Raw genomic sequence first — 18,195 nt, 5'->3', positions numbered from 1 at the left:
CCTGGCGGCATCGCCCGACTGAATCCACCCGAGAAGGAAAATCCACCAGAGCCTGGTGATCGACTGGCCAGTAGTGCTCGGCCCCGCCGAGCCGAGGGAATCGGTGTGGCGGGGCCGGTGGTCAGGCGAGGCGGACCAGCATTTTGCCGGTGTTGGCGCCGGTGAGGACTCCGAGGAAGGCCGCGGGGGCCTGGTCGAGGCCTTCGTAGATGGTTTCGGTGGTGTGTAGGGTGCCGTCGGCGAGCCAGCCCGCGGCCTTAGCGATGTACTCACCGAAGATCGGGAAGTAGCTGGTCACCAGCATGCCGCGCAGGGTGGCCTCCTTGGTCGCCGCGAGGTAGAGGTCGGGGGTCTGCTCGGTGGTGGCGCCGTTGTAGCCGCTGATCGCACCGACCAGCGCGATCCGGCCGTGCTGGTTGAGTGCTTCGATGGCGACCTTCAGGTGTTCGCCGCCGACGCTGTCGAGGTAGACGTCGACACCCTCGGGTGCGGCTGCGGTGAGCTGACCGCCGAGATCGCCCGCGCGGTAGTCGATCGCTGCGTCGAACCCGAACTCTTCGAGCAGTTTTCGGGTCTTGACCGGACCACCCGCCGACCCGATGACCCGCTTCGCGCCGAGTGCTTTGGCGATCTGACCTGCCACGCTGCCGACGGCACCGGCGGCGGCCGAGATGAACACGGTGTCACCGGGTTTCACCTGGGCGACGTCGGTGAGCGCGGCGTAGGCGGTGAGGCCGGTGGTCCCGAGGACGCTCAAAAAGTGCTGTGGTGCAGCGAGTTTCGGATCGATCGGGGTTGCGGTCGCGGCGTCGACGACAGCGTGCTCGCGCCAGCCGGCGAAGTGGGAGACGGTCGCACCGACCGCGATATCGGCGGACCGAGACGCGATCACCTCGCCGATGGCTGAACCATCAAGGGCCGCACCGAGTTCGAACGGCGGAATGTAGGACGCCTTGTCGTCCATCCGGCCGCGCATGTACGGATCGACCGACATCCAGGTGTTGCGGACCAGGATCTGGCCGTCGGCGAGTTCCGGCAGTTCCCGCTCCACCAGGGTGAAATCGCTGGCGACCGGGACGCCGTTCGGACGAGCGGCGAGGTGGATCTCGCGGGTGAAGGTGGGCAGTGCGCGGGTGGCCGTGTTCGACATGATCGAGCCTTCTTTCGAGGTCAGCCGGTGTTTCTCGCCGGTGATGACCACGTTATGACGGCCGAATCCGCCTTCCCAGGTCCGCGCACGCCACCGCCCGGTCCGTTCACGACAGACCGGGCGGCGGTTCGTACTATTCGGCGGGCGCCAGTTGGGCGGAGCGCTTTCGGGCCGTGAACTTCTCGTACAGGAAGAAGTACCCCTTCACGTACTGTCCGACGAGGATCGCGTTGATGATCGTGCCTTCGCGAATGAAATGCGGTGCGCCGAGGAAGATCAGGCCGATACCCGCCGACAGCACCAGCAGGGTGCAGTCGAACACCGTCTTGATGTTGCCCCATTTCCGGCCGGTCTTCTGCTGAATGGTGTTCACGAACAGGTCGATCGGCATCAGGATCAGGTTCGCGCGGATCATCATGAACAGGCCCAATGCCAGCATCGCGTCGGCGAAGACCAGCAGCACCACATTGGCCGCGTACGGCTCGAGGTGAATCGGCTCGGTGAGCCACAGGTTGAAGTCGAGCAATAGTGCCAGGACCAGCGCCGGAATCATCGAGAGCAGATAATTGGCTTTGAAGGCCTTCGGTCGGACCAAGAAGGTCAGCACCAGCATGATGACTTCGAGGATCAGGTTGTAATTGCCCTGACTCAGCGGTGTGAACACCAGCGTCATCGTGCGGGTGAGGCTGCTCTGCGGGGAGATGCCGATGCCGGCTCTGATGGCCAGGCTGAGGCCGAGGGTGAGAATGTAGATTCCGGCGACGTAGGTGATCCAGCGGCGGACCTTGTTTCCGGTGTCGATGACTGCCGCGTCTTTATCGTGTTGCATAGCGGTGGATCCCTTGCTCTGGTAGCCGAGGCTATTTCATGAAGCCGAAGCGGTCGAGCGAAATGAACAAGGTCAGCAGCTTGTTGACGACCGGTTCACCCTCGTTGTGGTTGCCGAGTTTTTCCAGGGCGTCGTCGATGGAACGGGTCGCTTCGACGAGTTCGGCGAGGTCCATATCGGCCATCACGCCGTAGAAATCCAGCGGCAGCACGGCTTTCACGTCCGCGTCATCGGTGACGACACAGCCGCCGACCAGGCCGTCCAGGTGCTGGAGGTTCGCGCGCATCTCGGCGCTGTCGCTACCGACGACCACGAAATAGGCCGACGGCGCGGGCCAGAAGGTCGAGACGGCGCCACTGTCGAGCGAAACACCCTTGAACAGCGCGTTGACAATGTGGCGCTCCCCGTCGGCGTAGCGCTGCACGACCGAGATCCGGTTGAGCCGCACGCCTTCGTTCTCGGGGACCACAGCGCCGTCGCGCAACGGCACCCAGACCTCCTGTGCGAACTTGAGGTGCCCGCGCCCGTACACGTCGAACAGCAGCACCTTCGCCTGCGTGCCGTCTTCGGAGATCTCGATCGGGGTGAGCTCGAGTTGCTCGGCCCGCAGGTCACCGAGGCCGGGCCGGGGCTGCTTGGCCAGCACCGAGTAGTCGATGCCGACCGGCTCGAGCAAGCGGCGGTCCTTGGCAACGAGCTTGCCGCCCTTGAACACATAGCGCGGATTGATCTTGGACAGGCTGTCGGTGAGCACGATGTCGGCGAAGCGCCCCGGGCTCAGCGAGCCGAGGTCACGGTCCTTGTGGAAGGACCGCGCCGCGTACAGCGTGCCCATCTTGATCGCCTGGATCGGCGGCATCCCCATCTCGACGGCCAGCGAGATGACCCAGTCGATATGGCCGTGCTTCAGCACACGGTCTACCGAGATGTTGTCAGCACACAGCTGGAAATTCTCGGCGGGCCAACGACGTTTCACGATGGCGCGCAACATCGTTCGAATCACTTCGGGACTGCCGACACCGAATTTGATCTGGGTGTTGAGCCCGTAGCGGATGCTCTTCTCGATATCGTCTTCGTTCCAGACGTCGTGGTTGTTGTCGACGCCGATCGCGGGCATGTAATTGAGCAGCATGTCCGACAGTGAGGTGACGCCCCAGTGGCAGTTCACGAATCCCGCGTTGGCACGACCCATCGCGGACTTGCGGAAATCGTCGGCATTGCCGGTCATGTAGGACAGGTGCGCCAGTTCGCCGAGGCCGATCACCGGATCCATTGCCAGCATCGCCTCGGTGACCTCGGGTGAGGTCTTCTTTCCTGGGGCGAAGGCGTAGAGCCGGTACGGGAGTTTCTCGTGATCGGCGAACAGCGCCCGAGCGGCGTCGACCGCTTCGTCTCCCGCCGCGCTGGCGAAATCGAGCGTCTCACCGAAAACGGTGGTGGTCCCGCTCGGCACGATCGCCTCGCCGAAAGCCGCCGGGTGCGCGAGCTGGGATTCGAAATGCAGATGCGAATCGATCAGGCCCGGAATCGCGTAAAGACCGGCGCCGTCGAAGGATTCGCGGTAGCGCACGATCGATTCGTCGGGGTTCAACGCGATGATGCGTTCGCCGTGGACCAGCAGCGAGCCTTGGTAAACGGATTCGCTGTGCACATCGAGAATGTGCAGATTGCGTAGCAGCAGGTCGGCTTCCTGCTCGCCTTCCAGGATGGCGAAGATCGTCCGCACGTAGTCGTCTTCGGTGGTCGAATTCTGCTGGGTCATGGCGGTCCTCACGTCGAAAATTCCCTCTGTATTGATTGGACGTGACGAGCACCGTTGCCCACAAGCATTCGTTTTCGCACAAGGTGTACTAAATTTTCGTACAGTCCTAAAAGGAGGTGCGTGGTGCTCCATTCACGATTGCTGCAGTACATCGACGAGGTGGCACGGCTGGGGTCCATCCGCGCGGCCGGTGCCCGACTCCACGTCGCGCCCTCGGCGATCAACCGCCAGATCCTGCTGCTCGAAGCCGAACTCGACCAGCCGCTGTTCGAACGCCTGCCACGCGGCATGCGTCTCACCTCGGCGGGCGAGGCGCTGGTCGCCCACATCCGCCAGACGCTGCGGCAATACCGCGAGACGGTGGCCGATATCCGTGACCTGCGTGCCCTCGGCAGCGGGGAGGTCGTGATCGCCACGATGACCGGCCTGGCCAGCAGTGTGGTCGCCACCGCCGCGGCGACCTTTCGCGCCCGACATCCGCAGGTCAGGATATCGATCCGCACCATGTCGACCCTCGATATCGTGGCTGCGGTCGAGAACAGCGAGGCGGATCTGGGCCTCGGGTTCAATATCCCGTCCTCGACGCAGCTCGAGACCTACTGGCGGATCAACACCCGGCTCGGAGTTGTCGTCTCCCCGCATCACCCGCTGACGGCCATGGATACCGTCCCGCTCGCGCAGTGCACGCCGTTCCCGCTGATCCTCGCCGACCGCTCGATGGTCATCCACGGCATCGTCGCCGAGGCTTTCGCCAAAGCCGATCTCGAGATCCAGCCCGCCTTCCACACCAACTCGATCGAGACGATGAAACGGCTCGCGACCTCCGGCGAGGCCATCGCCTTCCTCAGCGAATTCGACATCGCCGAGGAATTGCGCGACGGCCGCCTGGCCTTCCGGCCGGTGCGAGATGCGTTCAGCGACAACGTGATCTCGCTCGTGCGCCGGGAGAAACACGGTCACGGGCTGGCCGGACTGCTGCTCGCCGACGAGATCGTGGGAGCGCTGCGGCCCGGTGACTAGGCGGTGGGTGAAGCGCCGGTCCAGCGGTGGAAGGCCTTGCGGAGGGCGCGGTCGTCGGTGAAGGCAAGGCGGTGCGCGATCGTCGACGTGTTATGCCCTTGTTCGAGAAGGGCTTTCGCGCGTTCGTAGCGGATCTGGTCGAGTTCTTCGCGCCATGAGGTGCCGTGTTCGGCGAGGTGGCGTTGCAGTGTGCGCTGGCTCATGGCGAGGCTTTTCGCGACCCGGGCCAGTGCTGGGTCACCTGCGTCGAGGGCGGCGGCGAGGGCGATGCGAAAGGTGTCGAGGGGGTCGGCGACGGTGCGGGCCGAGGCGAGGACGAGGTCGGCATGGCTGCGTAGTAGGTCGGCGAGCATGGGGTCGAAGCGGGGGAGTGCGGCGTTGGCGTCGTCGGCACCGAAGGTGATCGAGTCTGCTTCGGCATCGAATTCGACAGCGGCGGTGCCGAATACGGCGATCAGCGCGGTGTGGTCGGCCGGGGCCGCGTGACCGAAGCTCACCCGGGTCGGGACGACTTGCCGACCGGTCGCCTCGCGGGCCCGGCGCAGGTAGTAGGCGAGGACGTACTCGTTGACCGCGGCCACCACCGCCGGATCGCCCGCTGAGGTGCGGTAGCCGATGGTGAGATCGCCCTCGCCGGAGAGGTCGAAGCCCTCGGCGGCGGCGGTCACCAGTCGGTGGTACGGCTGGGCGGCCCGCAGCGAATCGGTTAGTGTTGCACCGGTTGTCACCAGGTAATCCCAGGTATTGAGTGTGCCGACAGGTGCGGCGGCGGCCACCGCGGCCCCCGCACCCACCGGACGCGAATGCGCGATCAATTCCCACAGCCGCACCAGCGAACTCATCGGAATCCGGTTCAGCTCACCGCGCAACACCACCTCGTCGGTCCCGGGAACCCGGGCCAACTGCTCCTCGGTGACCCCCGCCCGCCGCGCGGCCTGGACCAGCAGCCGCACCAGGTGTGTCGACACTGTGCCGTCGAGCCGACTACCGATCCCCTGGCCCTCGGCGGCGGTCAGCACTTGCTGCGCCGTCCGGCCGCTCACTGCCCCGCCGCTCACGGTCTCGACAGTACTGCTCGATCCGGTGGCGGACGACGCCGTCGCCGGGTACGCGCTGTGGTTCAAGGGCGTCGCCGTAGCGGTGGCGCTCACGCGGCGACGTCGCTGTCGACGGGTGCGCGCTGAGGGTGGCCGGCCGTGGCGGTGGCGCTCGCTCAGTGAGGACGTCATCGCCGGTGCACTGCTGTTCGACAGTGCAGGCCGGAGCGGTAGCGCTCACTCGGCGACGACGCTGTCGGCGGGCGAGCGGTGTTGTTCGAGGGTGCAGGCCGTGGCGGTGGCGCTCACTCGTCGCGAGATCAGGTGAGCGCCACCGGGATCAGGCCGAGGTCTCGACGGTCAGGCCCGCGTCGGACCAGTCCTGGATTCCCTCGCGGTACTTGCGAACGTTGGTGTAGCCCAACGCTTTCAGCTTCATCGCGACCGCCTCGCTGTTGCCGCAGGCGGTGTTCGAGCAGTAGGTCACGATGGCCGCGTCGCGGTCGGGGAGGAGCTGAGGAGCGCGGTCGGCGACCTCGTCGCCGGTCAGGTTCAGGGCGCCCGGCAGGTGTGCCTTCGCGTAGTACTCGGGGCCGAGAGCGTCGAGCACGATCACGGTGCCTGTCGCGATTTCCGTGGCCAGTTCGTCGCGGGTGATGAGTGCGGTCATGGGGTTCACCTCATGTCGTCGAATGAAATTTATGTGCGTGCACACGCTACTAGTTGTGTGCGCACGCACGCAAGTGGTTAAGCTGGGGTGGTGCCGAACGAACCGTCGTCCCGTCGTCCCGCGGTTGCCGCGTGGGCCGCGCTGCTGCAGGTGCACGCCGCGCTGGTCCCCGAGCTCGACGCCGAATTGCGCAAAGCCACCGGGCTCCCGCTGACCTGGTACGACGTCCTGCTCGAGCTGGACGGCGCCGGGCCGATGCGGATGAGCGACCTCGGTGAGAAGGTCGTCCTGAGTCGCACCAGGGTGAGTCGCCTTGTCGCGGAACTGGAGACGAACGGTCTGCTGCGCCGCGAGCACAACCCCGACGACGGCAGATCCGCGCTCGTCGCCATCACCGACCTCGGCAGGCAGCGGTTCCGCGAAGCCGCCCCGCACTACCTCGACGGCATCGAACGCCGCCTCGGCGCCAACGCGGACCCGGCCGAGCTCGCAGCGCTTGCCGCCACCCTGCGCAAGGTGCTCGGCGCGACAGACCTCGCCGCGCCGCGTCGGCGGTGACCGTCGCGGCCGCGCGCACATCTCACCTATGTGGGGGACGGGTGGGTGAACTCCTCGAAACAGAGTTAGGCTCGGTGACGTGACTTCCCACTACGATGTCGTCGTTCTCGGCGCTGGTCCCGGCGGATATGTCGCCGCGATCCGTGCCGCTCAACTCGGCCTGCGAACAGCGATTGTCGAGCAGAAATACTGGGGTGGCGTGTGCCTGAACGTGGGCTGCATCCCGTCCAAGGCACTGCTGCGCAACGCCGAGCTGGCCCATATTTTCAATAAAGAAGCCAAGACCTTCGGCATCTCCGGTGAGGTCAGCTTCGACTTCGGCGCCGCCTTCGACCGCAGCCGCAAGGTGGCCGACGGGCGCGTCAAGGGCGTGCACTTCCTGATGAAGAAGAACAAGATCGACGAGTTCGACGGTCTCGGTACCTTCACCGGCCCGAACTCGATCGATGTCGACCTCACCAAGGGCGGCGTCGAGACGATCACGTTCGACAACGTCATCATCGCCACCGGCACCACCACCCGCCTGCTGCCCGGCACCTCGCTGTCGGAGAACGTGGTCACCTACGAGGAGCAGATCCTCACCCGTGACCTGCCCGGCTCGATCCTGATCGTCGGCGCGGGCGCCATCGGCATGGAGTTCGCCTACGTCCTCAAGAACTACGGCGTCGACGTGCGGATCGTGGAATACCTCGATCGCGCGCTGCCCAACGAGGACGCCGACGTCTCCAAAGAGATCACCAAGCAGTACAAGAAGCTCGGCATCACCATCACCACCGGTGCGGCCGTGCAGTCGATCGACGACGACGGTTCCAAGGTCACCGTGCAGATCAAGGACAACAAGTCCGGCGCGATCGAGACCGTCACCGTGGACAAGGTGCTCCAAGCCGTCGGCTTCGCACCGCGCGTGGAGGGCTACGGCCTCGAGACCACCGGCGTCGAGCTCACCAACCGTGGCGCCATCGAGATCGACGATTACATGCGCACCAATGTGCCGCACATCTACGCGATCGGTGACGTCACCGCCAAGCTGCAGCTCGCCCACGTGGCCGAAGCCCAGGGTGTGGTCGCGGCCGAGACCATCGGCGGCGCCGAGACCATGACCCTCGGTGACTACCGGATGATGCCGCGCGCCACCTTCTGCCAGCCGCAGGTCGCCAGCTTCGGCCTCACCGAGGAGCAGGCCCGCGACGAGGGCTACGACGTGAAGGTCGCGACCTTCCCGTTCCAGGCCAACGGCAAGGCGCACGGTCTCGGCGACCCGACCGGCTTCGTGAAGCTGATCGCCGACGGCACGCACGGCGAACTCATCGGCGGCCACCTGATCGGCCCGGACGTGTCCGAGCTGTTGCCCGAGCTCACCCTGGCCCAGAAGTGGGACCTCACGGTCAACGAGATGGCCCGCAATGTGCACACGCACCCGACGCTGAGCGAAGCGGTGCAGGAAGCGATCCACGGCCTCGCCGGCCACATGATCAACTTCTGATATCAGCCGAAAAGGCCGGGTACGCGGATGCGTGCCCGGCCTTTTGGTTTCTATTCGGTATTTTTCCGGGCGTTGATTTGGTGAATTCCGTTCCGTACCCGATGATCGACATCACCTCCAGGTATCTGTTCCACGCTCGTGTTCGACATGTTTGTGTTCCATGAGATGGTCCCCTCACCCGGGTCTCGCCGAGGTGGCGGGCACGGTTGAGAGGGTACGAATCGAATGAGCATTGTCGGTTGGACAGCACGAATCGCGGCGGTTTTCGCGGTCGCTGTAGCCGGACTCGGCACGGTGACACCAGCCGTGGCTGAACCTCTTTTCCCCGGTGGGCCGGATGTTCCCGGTATTCCCGCCATCGTTCCCACCGCCTCGCCGTGCCCGGTTGTCGAAGCAAGGGCGTGCATGCGGCTGTCGACGAACGAGGCGTGGCTGGTCGACAACGGCCGGGTGATCTTCGGACCCACGCCGATCTCGCACGGCATGGCAGGCTACGAAACCCCGCCCGCGGTGACCCGGATTTCCTTCAAGCGGGAATTCCACTGGAGCACCATGCACAATGCGCCGATGCGCTGGGCCACCTTCTTCAACGGCGACATGGCCTTTCACGTGGGACCGGTCGATTCGAAATCGCACGGCTGTGTGCGGATGACCGAAGACGGCGCCCACCGTTTCTTCGACTACCTGAACCCGGGCGATATCACGCAGGTGATCGTCTAAGTACGCCGACAACTCACCGGGTCGAGTCGCCCCGGTGAGTTACCGTCTGCTCATGCGTAGGTGGTTGGTGGGTGCGATTGTCGGCATCGTTGTGGTTCTGGCGGTGGTCGCCGGGCTCTATGTGTTGATGAATTCGCGGACCTACCAGCTGCAGGGGCGGCTGGTCGACCGGGTCGAGACCGACGAGAAGGTCGTCGCGTTGACCTTCGATGACGGCCCGACCGCGCGGACGCCGGAAGTGTTGCGGATGCTGGAAGCGGCACAGGTTCCCGCGACCTTCTACCTGATCGGCGACAACCTGGCTGCCCATCCCGAATACGGTGCGGCGATCGTCGCCGCGGGCCACGAGCTCGGCAACCACTCCTACACGCACCGCCGCATGGTGCTGATCTCCGGCGACACCGTGCGCGAGGAGATCGAGCGCACCGACGCCGAGATCCGGCGGGCGGGGTTCCAGGGGCCCATCACCTTCCGTCCGCCCTACGGCAAGAAGCTGTGGTCGCTGCCGCACTACCTGGCCGAGCACGATCGCACCACGGTGACCTGGGATGTAGAGCCCGATTCCGCGGGCGGCGCGTCCCGCGAGGCCATCGTTCGTGACGCCCTCGCCCAGACCGGGCCGGGCTCGATCATCCTGCTGCATGTCATGCACGGCGGTGAGTCCGCTGCCGCGGTGCCCGAGATCGTCGACGGACTGCGCGCACAGGGCTACCGATTCGTCACTGTCTCAGAGCTTCTCGCGCTGAGCTAGTCCTCGTCGACGCCGCCTGCCCGGTGGTAGCTGTCCTGGGCCGCGCGCACGGTGTCCATATTCGATTCCAGGACGACGATCAGCGACCGCAGATGATCGGCGACCTCCGCACCCAGCGAAGTGAGGGTGTATTCGACGCGGGGCGGAATCGCTTCCAGGACCTCGCGATGGACCATGCCGTCGCGTTCGAGGGCCTGCAGGGTTTGCGAGAGCATGCGCTCGCTCACGCCGTCTACCCGGCGGCGCAGGGCGCTGAAGCGAACGGGACCGTCGCGTAGGGCGACCAGGGCCAGCACGCCCCACCGGCCCGCGATGTTCTGCAGGACCGGGCGGGAACCGCAATTGCGCGCGAAGACGTCGGCTTCCAGCGTGGGGTCGTGGTCGGGCGTCTCCGGCATGGATCCATCGTACCCACTTGACGCAAGTGCCCACCGAAGGCATAGTGCTTACTAATAGTTAGTGCATGATAATTCGGAGGTAGCAATGACCGTGGCAGTGACAGCAGCAGGCGGAAAGCTCGGCCGGTTGGTCGTGGAGGCGCTACTCGACGCGGGGGAGCGGCCGGTCGCGATCGTGCGCGATCCCCAGAAGGTGGCCGATCTGGCCGCGCGCGGCGCCGACGTACGGCAGGCGTCCTACGACGATCCGGCGGCCCTTGATGCCGCGCTGGTCGGTGTGGATCGCGTGCTGCTGATCTCGGGCAATGAATTCGGTCGACGAATTGCCCAGCACACCAACGTCATTCGCGCCGCCGAGCGAGCCGGTGTCGAACTGCTTGCCTACACCAGCATCCCGCGAGCCGACAGCAATCCGATGGTGCTGGCCGCCGAACACCGCGGTACCGAAGAGGCGCTGGCGACTGCCTCGGTGCCGACGGTCCTGCTGCGCAACAGCTGGTACTGGGAGAACTACGGCGGTGCCGTCGCCCACGCGGCGCAGACCGGCGTGCTGCACGGCGCGATGGGTGCCGGTCGCGTCTCCGGTGCTGCTCGCGCCGACTACGCCGAGGCGGCCGCGCGTGTGTTGACCACCGCGGGGCACGAGGGTCGCATCTACGAACTGGGTGGCGACGAGGCGCTGACCGGCGAAGATCTCGCCGCGGCGGTCGGCGAGAACGTCCGCTACGAAAACCTGGCTCAGGACGACTACGCGGCCGCCCTGCGCGCGGCGGGCCTCGACGACCAGGTCGCCGCCGCCCTGTCCGACGCCGACGCCCGCATCGGCGAGGGCTTTCTCGAGGTGAACACCGGCGACCTGACCAAGCTCCTGGGCCGCCCGGCGGTCGCGGCGTCGGCGGTCTTCGCGGGAATCTCCTGATCGGAGCTGCCCGCTAGTATCGGCAACGTGGCTGATCTAATCCCCCGTCGACCTGCGCACTCCTACCTGAGTGGGTTGCTGTTTTTGATGGGCACCCTGCACTTCGTAGCGCCGAAGCCGTTCGACAAGATCGTGCCGCCGCAGCTGCCCGGCAACCCGCGGACCTACACCTACGTGTCCGGGGTTGCCGAGCTCGGCGTCGCCACCGCGCTGGCCGTGCCGCGCACGCGCAAGCTCGGTGGGTGGCTGGCCACGGCGCTGTTCATCGGAGTGTTCCCGGCCAATATCCAGATGACCGTCGACGTGGTCGGTAATCCGAAGGCGCCCAAGGCTTTCAAGGCCGGGGTGCTGGCCCGGTTGCCGTTGCAGATTCCGATGATCGTGGCCGCGTTGCGGGTCGCGCGCCGCTGATCACACCCATTGGACGAGCTGGATGACGACCCCGTTCGGGTCGGTCATCTGGAAGTAGCGCTCGCCCCACTCCTCGGTTTCGATGGGCGTCTCGATCGGGACACCCTCGGCCCGCAGGCGATCGTATTCGCGGTCGATGTCGTCGACGACGAACACGATGAGCAGCCCCTCGCCCGCGCTCCCCGCGATGCGGGCGGGCTTGAACGAGCCCAGACCGGTGCGCAGGTAGATGACGTCCATGCCCGCATCGGCCCGCGACAGCGCGACGAAGCCGTCGGCGGCCATCTTCTCGGTGAACCCGAGGTGGTCGATCAGGAATCGCGCCGAGGTCTGCGGGTCGGCGACGTTGAGCGAGACGGCGGAAGCGGTGATCTGCATGAGTTCTCCTCGGGGCAATGTATTCCGTACGTTGTACGCCATTACTGTGGGAGGTCCTACGCCCGCTCGCCATATGACCTATGTCACTTGAAGGCGTCCCGCGCGATCCGCAGGGTCGTGATGGTCGAGGCCAGCCCCTCGTACTGGTTGATCAGCAGCACGATCTCGATCAGCATCCGCTCGTCGAAATGCTCGGCCAGCCCGGCCCACGCCGCGTCGTCCACATCCCGGCCGGTCACCAGCTGGTCGACCACGGTCAGCAGCGCCCGCTGCCGAGGTGTCCAGCCGTCGGCCTCCGGACCTGCGGCAACCCGCTCGATCTCGACCGCGGACAGCCCCGCCTTGCGCCCCAGCCGACGATGATGGTCGGCCTCGTAGTCGCACTCGCGCAGCTGTGCGACGCGCAGGATGACCAATTCGGCCTCGGCGCGCGGCAATCTGCCGCCCGGCATGAGCTTGCCGGAGAAATGCAGCCAACCGCGAAACAGGCCGCCGGTGCGGCCGAGGGTGCTGAACAGGTGCGCGTCATCGGTGCCCGACGCGCGGGAAAGTACTTGCCAGACAACCCAGTTGATCGGCCCGAGTTCACCGAACCGGCCCGGCGAAACGCGTGGTAGGGGCGCTGATTCCATCTCTGGTCCACCTGTCTTCTCGAACATCCTCGGCCAGGATCGGAGCGTACTCGCCGGTTTCGCCGCCGGGGCCCACTCCTGTATTCGTACCGATTTTCTTTGGTTTCCAGTGGTTTTCGGAACGGTTGCGCGTCATGATCGGTGGGTACCGCAGCGCGCAGCGGCGGTGTGAAGTCGCAAGCCTGGTAGGGGAACATCGCACATGCTGGTGAAGATCAGACCGGGTGCCGAGCTCACCGGCGCCGAGCGCGAGCTCGTCGAGTGCCTGCGCGCCTATCCGAGTACGGGGCTCGCGCTGGTCGATTGCCGGGTGGGTGACCGGCGGCTCGGCGCGGTGATCGTGACCCCGCGCGGGATCACGGTGCTCGAGGTGAAGGGCTTCCGGCGGCGGCAGAGCGGGCTGCTCACCACGACCGCCGAGGGCTCGTGGCAGATCAGCGACAGTCCGCTGGATTTAGACGCTGAACCCGCCAACGGGCTCACCGACCGGGTCGAGCACGGGGTACACGCGGTGCGGGTCGCGCTGGAGCAGGCGCTGCAGGACAGCAGGCATGTGTCCGGTGCGGTGGTGCTGGTGCCGTATCGGGGCGTGGTCGTGCGGCCCGCACGCACCACGCTGCGGCCCGGTCTGGATGTGCTGGTCGCGAATACCGTTGACGCGCACGAGCTTCGGGTCTATCTGGAAGGGTTTTCGGCGGGGCCGCGCGAGTGGACGATCGATCGGGTGCTCAATACCTGCGCGACGCTCGATGTGGCCGAGGTGCCTACGCGGGCCGAGCTGGCCGAGGACGGTTTCGAGGGCAGTAGGCCCGCGCCGAAGCCGGTGGCGCCGCAGGTGCGCGCGTTCAGCGAGCCCGCTCCGCCCCCTGATCCCGGCCGCCGGGGCAAGCTGGTCGGCATGGCGCTGTTCGCGGCCGCGCTGCTCGGGATCCTGGTCGTCTTCGTGGTGGTCGGGGTGGCGTTGATTCAGGATTCGCCGAACCCACGACCGATGTCGGACACCTCGCAGACCACGACCACCCGCGCGCCCTCCTCGGCGACTCCACGCAAAACCGAGTGCTGGCCGTTCCAGCGGGACTGCTGATCAACCTGGCGCGGCGCCGACTGCCAAACGCGCACCGCACTTGCGCCACGCGGCCGCGACCGGCGCTGCCCGCCGAACTGCGGGCAGCGGTGTGGGATCGCTACTGGGGTCGGGGTTCAATCCCGCACGGCGTGGCCGAGTTTGGTGAAAGCGATCGCTTGCTCAGCGCGCACGCGCACATGGGCGCGAGAGGTTTCGATGTGGTCGGTGAGGGTGCGCAGGGCCTGTTCGTCCTCGCCTGCCAGTACCTGTTCGGCGATGGTGATGTGATCGGCCGTCATCGCCGCCACCCGGTCGGCGGTCGGCACGTCCATGGTGCGGACCGGGCGGACCCGCAGGTAGACCGCCGACAGCGCCTCGGCGAGCGCGGAATTGCCTGCTGCCCTCAGCAATTCGGTGTGGAACTGCTCGTCGGCGGCGACCAGGTCGGGTCCGGGTTCGGGCGGGGTGTCGCGGAAGTCCAGCCAGCGGGCCAGCTGGGCGCGCACGGTCGGCAGGTCGTGCGTGCTCGGCACGGGTACCCGCACCGTGCGATCGCCCGCGATGCGCTGGAAACCCCTCGATTCCAGCACAATTCGTAGTTCGTAGAGCTCATCGAGTTCGTTCAGGCGGGGGCGGTAGAGGTAGAGCCCGTCGGGATGGCGCTGCACGAGACCGTCGGCCTGCAGGCGAGCCAGCGCCTCGCGCACCGGAGTACGCGAGACGCCGTAGCGCCTGGCCAGCCGTTCGGCACGCAACCGCTCGGTCGGCGCGAGTTCCCCGGTGGCGAGGTCGCGCCGGAGCTCGTCATAGACGCGCACGGCGAGCGGCACGCGCTTCGGCGCGCCGGTGCCCGACCCCGCCCCCGTGTCCGCCAACTGTTCGGCTGCGATCAGATCGCCATCGCCGCGCGGACCGCGGATTCAGCACCTGCCCCGCCTGCCCCGGTCGAGCCGAGATGTCCCGAATGCACCACGTAGTACTGCTGCGCGGCCTGCAGCGCGAAGCCGATGTGCTGCTCCACCAGCAGCACGCTCAAACCGCCGCGCTGGGTCAATTCGATGATGGTGCGCTCGATTTCGGCGACCACCGACGGCTGGATGCCTTCGGTGGGTTCGTCGAGGATGAGCAGTTTGGGCTCGGTGATCAGTGCCCGCGCGATGGCGAGCTGCTGACGTTGCCCGCCCGAGAGCAGACCAGCCTTGCGCGTGAGCAGATCCTTCAGTGCGGGGAACAGGTCGAGGGATTCGTCGATCAGCGCCTTGCCGCGTTTGCGCCCGTCCGCGACCACCTGCAGGTTCTCGGCGGTGGTGAGCTGGCCGAAGCTCTGCTGGCCCTGCGGCACGTAGCCGATGCCGCGCTTGACCCGTTGCGAGGGTGAGAGTTTGGTGATCTTCTCGCCGTCGAAGGTGATGGAGCCCGACTTGGTGGGCAGCAGGCCCACGGCGGTGCGCAGCAGGGTGGTCTTGCCCGCGCCGTTGTGGCCCATGATGGCGACTACGCTGTCGTCGGGCACGGTGAGGCTGATCCCGTGGATCACCTCGGTGCGGCCGTATCCCGAATGGATGTCGTGTAGCTCAAGCATCGGCCGATTCCTTGTCTGTCGCAGCCAGATTCGCGGTGCCGAGATAGACCTCCTGCACCTTCGGATCGGCCTGCACCTGTTCGACGCTGCCCTCGCTGAGCACCTTGCCGCCCGCGAGCACGGTGACCGAGGTGGCGAAGGAACGCATGAAGTCCATGTCGTGCTCGACGACGATCACCACACGGTCACCACCGATGCGGCGCAACAGGTTTCCGGTCTCCTCGCGTTCCTCGGCGCTCATGCCCGCGACGGGTTCGTCGAGCAGCAGCACCGAGGCGTTCTGTACCAGCAGCATGCCGATCTCGAGCCACTGCTTCTGTCCGTGCGCGAGTACACCGGCGGGCTTGTCGCGCAGCGCGGTGAGACCCGTTGTCTCCAAGGCTTCTTCGATACTCGGCAGCACAGATTTGCGCATACGCAGTAGCGACAGCGCCGAACGGCCTGCTCCCGCAGCGATATCCAGGTTCTGCAGCACGGTGAGCTGTTCGAACACACTGGCCGTCTGGAAGGTGCGTCCGACACCGAGGCGCGCGATCTGATGCACCTTCTTGCCGAGCAGCTCCACACCCTGCTTCTGCGCCGAACCGGTGGCCGGGACCAGGCCGGTGATGGCGTCGATCAGCGTGGTCTTGCCCGCGCCGTTCGGGCCGATCAGGAACCGTAGGTCACCCTGCAGCACGGTGAGGTCCACGTCGGTGACGGCCTTGAAGCCGTCGAAACTGACCGAGAGACCACGGATTTCGAGGTAGTCGCTGTCCATACCCGCGTTGCCGCCGGCTTTGGGTTCGTGTGTCATCGCGCTTCCACCTTCTCCAGGGTGACGTCGGCGGCGGGTTCCTCCGGAGCGGGCGGCTGCTTCTTGCGGCTGTCGAGCCAGCCCTTGAACATCGGCCACAGCCCGGCCAGACCGGCGGGAATGAACCCGACGACCACGATGAACAAGATGCCCTGCATGTAGGTCCAGCCCGACGGGAACGACTCCGACAGCGAGGTCTGCGCCCAGGCGACACCGATCGCGCCGAGAATCGGGCCGAGCAGCGTGGTGCGGCCGCCGATGGCGACACCGATGAGGAAGGCGATCGACGGGATGACACCGATATCGGCGGGCGAGATGATGCCGACGATCGGGGTGAACAGCGCACCCGCGATACCGGCCAGGAACGCCGCCACCACATACGCGACGATCTTGATGTTGGCCGGGTCGTAGCCGAGGAAGCGCACGCGCTCCTCCGCGTCGCGCACCGCGACGAGCAGTTCGCCGTACCTGCTGCGATTGAGTTGACGGATCAGCGCGACCACCACGAGCAGGGTGCCTGCCGCGATGAAGAACAGCATCTGCCGGTTGGCCGGGTCGGACAGCTTGAACCCGAAGAAGGCCCGGAAGTCCGACAGGCCGGTGAAGCCGCCGATGGCCTGCTGACCGGTGATCAGGATCGCGAGCGCCGCCGCGAGGGCCTGACTCAGGATGGCGAAGTAGGCACCGCGGACCCGGCGTTTGAACACGCCGTAACCGAGCACGGCGGCGACCAGCGCAGGCAGTACCAGGATGGCAAGCAGCGTGACCGGCGCGGAGCTGAACGGCTGCCAGAAGCCCGGCAGTTCGCTGATCCCGGAGATCTCCATGAACTCCGGGACTTCGTTGCCCATGCGTGCGGCGTCGGCGAGCTGCATGTGCATGGCCATGATGTAGGCGCCGATGCCGAAGAACACGCCCTGGCCCAGGGTGAGCATTCCGCCACGGCCCCACGCCAACCCGATGCCGGCGGCCACAATGGCGAAGCAGAGGAACTTGGCGAGCAGGTTCAGGCGGAAATCGCTCAAAACCGCTGGGGCGACGGCGAACAGCAGAAGCGCGGCAACGCCGAAGCCGAGTAGTGGTGTGAGGCGCGGATATTCGCGCAGACGTTCGGTGAGTGCGGTCATGCCAGGCTCCTCGTCCGCACGGTGAACAGGCCCTGCGGGCGGACCTGCAGGAAGATGACGATCAGCACGAACACGATCACCTTCGCGATGGACGCGGTGGTGGAGTATTCGATGAACGAATTGAGCAGGCCGAGCGCGAACGCCGCGATCACCGTGCCCTTGATCTGACCGAGGCCACCGATCACGACCACCAGGAACGCGTCGATCAGATAGCTCTGTCCGATGGTGGGGCTGGTCGACCCGATCAGGGTGAGTGCCACACCGGCGACACCGGCCAGTCCGGAACCGATGAAAAACGTGCTGATATCAGTGAAACGGCTTGAAATGCCGCTGGTTTCGGCCAGCCCACGGTTCTGAACGACGGCACGAATGCGGCGGCCCATCGGGGTGGTCTTGAGCACGGCGGCCAGGGTGGTCACCGCGACGATCGCCAGCACCAGGATGAAGATGCGGGTCTTCGGTACGACCGCGCCCGCGATAGTGATTCCGCCACTGAGCCATTCGGGTACCAGCACGTTCTTGGCGGGTGCGCCGAAGATGTCACGCGCGGCCTGCTGCAGCACGAGACCGACACCGAAGGTGACCAGCAACGTGTCGAGCGGGCGGTCGTACATGTAGCGGATGAGCCCCATTTCCAGGACGGCGCCGAGCAGGCCACCGATGAGAAAACCCATCAGCAGGGACACGACCAGTGAAACTCCGGCCGACGAGAAGACTTGCTGCACAACGTAGGTGGTGTAGCAACCGGCCATGATGAATTCGCCGTGCGCCATATTGATCACGCCCATCTGACCGAAGGTCAAAGACAGGCCGAGCGCGGCGAGCAGAAGAATGGATCCCAGACTCAGCCCGGTGAAGAGCTGACTGATCAGCACGTCCATTGCAGTGGACTCCTTGGAAATGGGG

General features: G+C 66.1%; 22 protein-coding genes. 9 read left to right on the top strand and 13 right to left on the bottom strand.

Going from position 1 to position 18,195, the window contains the following annotated elements; translation table 11 throughout:
• Positions 1-121: 121 nt before the first annotated feature.
• The 3 genes from ACFW6D_RS13880 to ACFW6D_RS13870 form a co-directional block, all read right to left on the bottom strand.
• Positions 122-1,150 carry an NADP-dependent oxidoreductase gene (locus ACFW6D_RS13880; RefSeq protein ID WP_379328022.1) on the bottom strand — a complete coding sequence of 343 codons (1,029 nt, stop codon included), beginning with the start codon at positions 1,148-1,150 and terminating at the stop codon, positions 122-124.
• 133 nt (positions 1,151-1,283) lie between these two features.
• On the bottom strand, positions 1,284-1,979 hold the full coding sequence (locus ACFW6D_RS13875; RefSeq protein WP_379328020.1) for a YitT family protein: 696 nt from the start codon (positions 1,977-1,979) through the stop codon (positions 1,284-1,286).
• A gap of 31 nt (positions 1,980-2,010) precedes the next feature.
• Positions 2,011-3,741, bottom strand: a complete 1,731-nt coding sequence (locus ACFW6D_RS13870; protein ID WP_379328018.1) for an adenine deaminase C-terminal domain-containing protein — start codon at positions 3,739-3,741, stop codon at positions 2,011-2,013.
• Positions 3,742-3,864: 123 nt separating this feature from the next.
• Between ACFW6D_RS13870 and ACFW6D_RS13865 the strand changes: the two genes are divergently transcribed.
• A complete protein-coding gene (locus tag ACFW6D_RS13865) occupies positions 3,865-4,761 on the top strand; it encodes a LysR family transcriptional regulator (protein ID WP_379328016.1) in 897 nt (298 codons plus the stop codon).
• On the opposite strand, the gene ACFW6D_RS13860 is transcribed toward ACFW6D_RS13865, so the two are convergent.
• Positions 4,758-5,819 carry an AraC family transcriptional regulator ligand-binding domain-containing protein gene (locus ACFW6D_RS13860; protein ID WP_379328015.1) on the bottom strand — a complete coding sequence of 354 codons (1,062 nt, stop codon included), beginning with the start codon at positions 5,817-5,819 and terminating at the stop codon, positions 4,758-4,760. The genes ACFW6D_RS13865 and ACFW6D_RS13860 overlap by 4 nt on opposite strands.
• Positions 5,820-5,844: 25 nt before the next feature.
• Between ACFW6D_RS13860 and ACFW6D_RS13855 the strand changes: the two genes are divergently transcribed.
• On the top strand, positions 5,845-6,126 hold the full coding sequence (locus ACFW6D_RS13855) for a hypothetical protein (RefSeq protein ID WP_379328013.1): 282 nt from the start codon (positions 5,845-5,847) through the stop codon (positions 6,124-6,126).
• 12 nt (positions 6,127-6,138) lie between these two features.
• On the opposite strand, the gene ACFW6D_RS13850 is transcribed toward ACFW6D_RS13855, so the two are convergent.
• On the bottom strand, positions 6,139-6,468 hold the full coding sequence (locus ACFW6D_RS13850) for a rhodanese-like domain-containing protein (RefSeq protein WP_379328011.1): 330 nt from the start codon (positions 6,466-6,468) through the stop codon (positions 6,139-6,141).
• A gap of 90 nt (positions 6,469-6,558) precedes the next feature.
• Here ACFW6D_RS13850 and ACFW6D_RS13845 point away from each other — a divergent pair, with 90 nt between their 5' ends.
• The 4 genes from ACFW6D_RS13845 (at position 6,559) to ACFW6D_RS13830 (ending at position 9,980) form a co-directional block, all read left to right on the top strand.
• Positions 6,559-7,026, top strand: a complete 468-nt coding sequence (locus ACFW6D_RS13845) for a MarR family winged helix-turn-helix transcriptional regulator (protein WP_379328009.1) — start codon at positions 6,559-6,561, stop codon at positions 7,024-7,026.
• 79 nt (positions 7,027-7,105) lie between these two features.
• Positions 7,106-8,509, top strand: a complete 1,404-nt coding sequence (lpdA, locus tag ACFW6D_RS13840; RefSeq protein ID WP_379328008.1) for a dihydrolipoyl dehydrogenase — start codon at positions 7,106-7,108, stop codon at positions 8,507-8,509.
• A gap of 225 nt (positions 8,510-8,734) precedes the next feature.
• Positions 8,735-9,229 carry a L,D-transpeptidase gene (locus ACFW6D_RS13835; protein ID WP_379328007.1) on the top strand — a complete coding sequence of 165 codons (495 nt, stop codon included), beginning with the start codon at positions 8,735-8,737 and terminating at the stop codon, positions 9,227-9,229.
• Between the two features lie 52 nt (positions 9,230-9,281).
• Positions 9,282-9,980, top strand: a complete 699-nt coding sequence (locus ACFW6D_RS13830; RefSeq protein WP_379328006.1) for a polysaccharide deacetylase family protein — start codon at positions 9,282-9,284, stop codon at positions 9,978-9,980.
• Here the strand turns inward: ACFW6D_RS13830 and ACFW6D_RS13825 are convergent.
• Positions 9,977-10,378 (bottom strand): winged helix-turn-helix transcriptional regulator, encoded by a 402-nt coding sequence (locus tag ACFW6D_RS13825; RefSeq protein ID WP_379328005.1) that lies wholly within the window; start codon positions 10,376-10,378, stop codon positions 9,977-9,979. The genes ACFW6D_RS13830 and ACFW6D_RS13825 overlap by 4 nt on opposite strands.
• Before the next feature lie 85 nt (positions 10,379-10,463).
• On the opposite strand from ACFW6D_RS13825, the gene ACFW6D_RS13820 reads away from it, so the two are divergent.
• The gene (locus ACFW6D_RS13820) at positions 10,464-11,297 is read left to right on the top strand and encodes an NAD(P)H-binding protein (protein ID WP_379328004.1); all 834 of its coding nucleotides are present in this window, start codon (positions 10,464-10,466) and stop codon (positions 11,295-11,297) included.
• 87 nt (positions 11,298-11,384) lie between these two features.
• Positions 11,385-11,708 (top strand): hypothetical protein, encoded by a 324-nt coding sequence (locus ACFW6D_RS13815; RefSeq protein ID WP_379328198.1) that lies wholly within the window; start codon positions 11,385-11,387, stop codon positions 11,706-11,708.
• Here the strand turns inward: ACFW6D_RS13815 and ACFW6D_RS13810 are convergent, their stop codons facing one another.
• Both ACFW6D_RS13810 and ACFW6D_RS13805 read right to left on the bottom strand, forming a co-directional pair.
• Positions 11,709-12,086, bottom strand: coding sequence for a VOC family protein (locus ACFW6D_RS13810; protein ID WP_379328002.1), 378 nt, complete (start codon positions 12,084-12,086; stop codon positions 11,709-11,711).
• An 83-nt stretch (positions 12,087-12,169) separates the two neighbouring features.
• Entirely contained in the window at positions 12,170-12,718 is a 549-nt protein-coding gene (locus ACFW6D_RS13805; protein WP_379328000.1) for a carboxymuconolactone decarboxylase family protein, read from the bottom strand.
• A gap of 202 nt (positions 12,719-12,920) precedes the next feature.
• Here ACFW6D_RS13805 and ACFW6D_RS13800 point away from each other — a divergent pair, with 202 nt between their 5' ends.
• On the top strand, positions 12,921-13,802 hold the full coding sequence (locus ACFW6D_RS13800) for an NERD domain-containing protein (protein ID WP_379327998.1): 882 nt from the start codon (positions 12,921-12,923) through the stop codon (positions 13,800-13,802).
• A 116-nt stretch (positions 13,803-13,918) separates the two neighbouring features.
• On the opposite strand, the gene ACFW6D_RS13795 is transcribed toward ACFW6D_RS13800, so the two are convergent.
• Genes ACFW6D_RS13795 through urtB form a run of 5 tightly spaced genes read right to left on the bottom strand, consistent with a single transcriptional unit; the run spans position 13,919 to position 18,170 of the window.
• The gene (locus ACFW6D_RS13795) at positions 13,919-14,659 is read right to left on the bottom strand and encodes a GntR family transcriptional regulator (protein ID WP_379327996.1); all 741 of its coding nucleotides are present in this window, start codon (positions 14,657-14,659) and stop codon (positions 13,919-13,921) included.
• Positions 14,660-14,673: 14 nt separating this feature from the next.
• On the bottom strand, positions 14,674-15,366 hold the full coding sequence (urtE, locus tag ACFW6D_RS13790) for an urea ABC transporter ATP-binding subunit UrtE (protein WP_379327994.1): 693 nt from the start codon (positions 15,364-15,366) through the stop codon (positions 14,674-14,676).
• Positions 15,359-16,162 (bottom strand): urea ABC transporter ATP-binding protein UrtD, encoded by an 804-nt coding sequence (urtD, locus tag ACFW6D_RS13785; RefSeq protein WP_379327992.1) that lies wholly within the window; start codon positions 16,160-16,162, stop codon positions 15,359-15,361. Before urtD ends, urtE begins: the two co-directional genes overlap by 8 nt.
• On the bottom strand, positions 16,159-17,289 hold the full coding sequence (urtC, locus tag ACFW6D_RS13780) for an urea ABC transporter permease subunit UrtC (protein ID WP_379327990.1): 1,131 nt from the start codon (positions 17,287-17,289) through the stop codon (positions 16,159-16,161). The genes urtD and urtC overlap by 4 nt, the downstream gene beginning before the upstream one ends.
• On the bottom strand, positions 17,286-18,170 hold the full coding sequence (urtB, locus tag ACFW6D_RS13775) for an urea ABC transporter permease subunit UrtB (RefSeq protein WP_379327988.1): 885 nt from the start codon (positions 18,168-18,170) through the stop codon (positions 17,286-17,288). Before urtB ends, urtC begins: the two co-directional genes overlap by 4 nt.
• Positions 18,171-18,195: the final 25 nt, after the last annotated feature.

This window comes from Nocardia sp. NPDC058705, from assembly GCF_042749305.1.
GTDB lineage: Bacteria > Actinomycetota > Actinomycetes > Mycobacteriales > Mycobacteriaceae > Nocardia.
This window is presented reverse-complemented; position numbering and strand designations above follow the sequence as displayed.

Coding starts and splice junctions, on each gene's coding strand:
- ACFW6D_RS13815 (WP_379328198.1), top strand. CDS start 11,385: ATGGGCACCCTGCACTTCGTAGCGCCGAAGCCGTTCGACAAGATCGTG.
- urtD (WP_379327992.1), bottom strand. CDS start 16,162: ATGACACACGAACCCAAAGCCGGCGGCAACGCGGGTATGGACAGCGAC.
- ACFW6D_RS13825 (WP_379328005.1), bottom strand. CDS start 10,378: ATGCCGGAGACGCCCGACCACGACCCCACGCTGGAAGCCGACGTCTTC.
- ACFW6D_RS13875 (WP_379328020.1), bottom strand. CDS start 1,979: ATGCAACACGATAAAGACGCGGCAGTCATCGACACCGGAAACAAGGTC.
- ACFW6D_RS13810 (WP_379328002.1), bottom strand. CDS start 12,086: ATGCAGATCACCGCTTCCGCCGTCTCGCTCAACGTCGCCGACCCGCAG.
- ACFW6D_RS13870 (WP_379328018.1), bottom strand. CDS start 3,741: ATGACCCAGCAGAATTCGACCACCGAAGACGACTACGTGCGGACGATC.
- ACFW6D_RS13835 (WP_379328007.1), top strand. CDS start 8,735: ATGAGCATTGTCGGTTGGACAGCACGAATCGCGGCGGTTTTCGCGGTC.
- ACFW6D_RS13880 (WP_379328022.1), bottom strand. CDS start 1,150: ATGTCGAACACGGCCACCCGCGCACTGCCCACCTTCACCCGCGAGATC.
- ACFW6D_RS13805 (WP_379328000.1), bottom strand. CDS start 12,718: ATGGAATCAGCGCCCCTACCACGCGTTTCGCCGGGCCGGTTCGGTGAA.
- ACFW6D_RS13800 (WP_379327998.1), top strand. CDS start 12,921: ATGCTGGTGAAGATCAGACCGGGTGCCGAGCTCACCGGCGCCGAGCGC.
- ACFW6D_RS13820 (WP_379328004.1), top strand. CDS start 10,464: ATGACCGTGGCAGTGACAGCAGCAGGCGGAAAGCTCGGCCGGTTGGTC.
- urtE (WP_379327994.1), bottom strand. CDS start 15,366: ATGCTTGAGCTACACGACATCCATTCGGGATACGGCCGCACCGAGGTG.
- urtC (WP_379327990.1), bottom strand. CDS start 17,289: ATGACCGCACTCACCGAACGTCTGCGCGAATATCCGCGCCTCACACCA.
- urtB (WP_379327988.1), bottom strand. CDS start 18,170: ATGGACGTGCTGATCAGTCAGCTCTTCACCGGGCTGAGTCTGGGATCC.
- ACFW6D_RS13830 (WP_379328006.1), top strand. CDS start 9,282: ATGCGTAGGTGGTTGGTGGGTGCGATTGTCGGCATCGTTGTGGTTCTG.
- ACFW6D_RS13850 (WP_379328011.1), bottom strand. CDS start 6,468: ATGACCGCACTCATCACCCGCGACGAACTGGCCACGGAAATCGCGACA.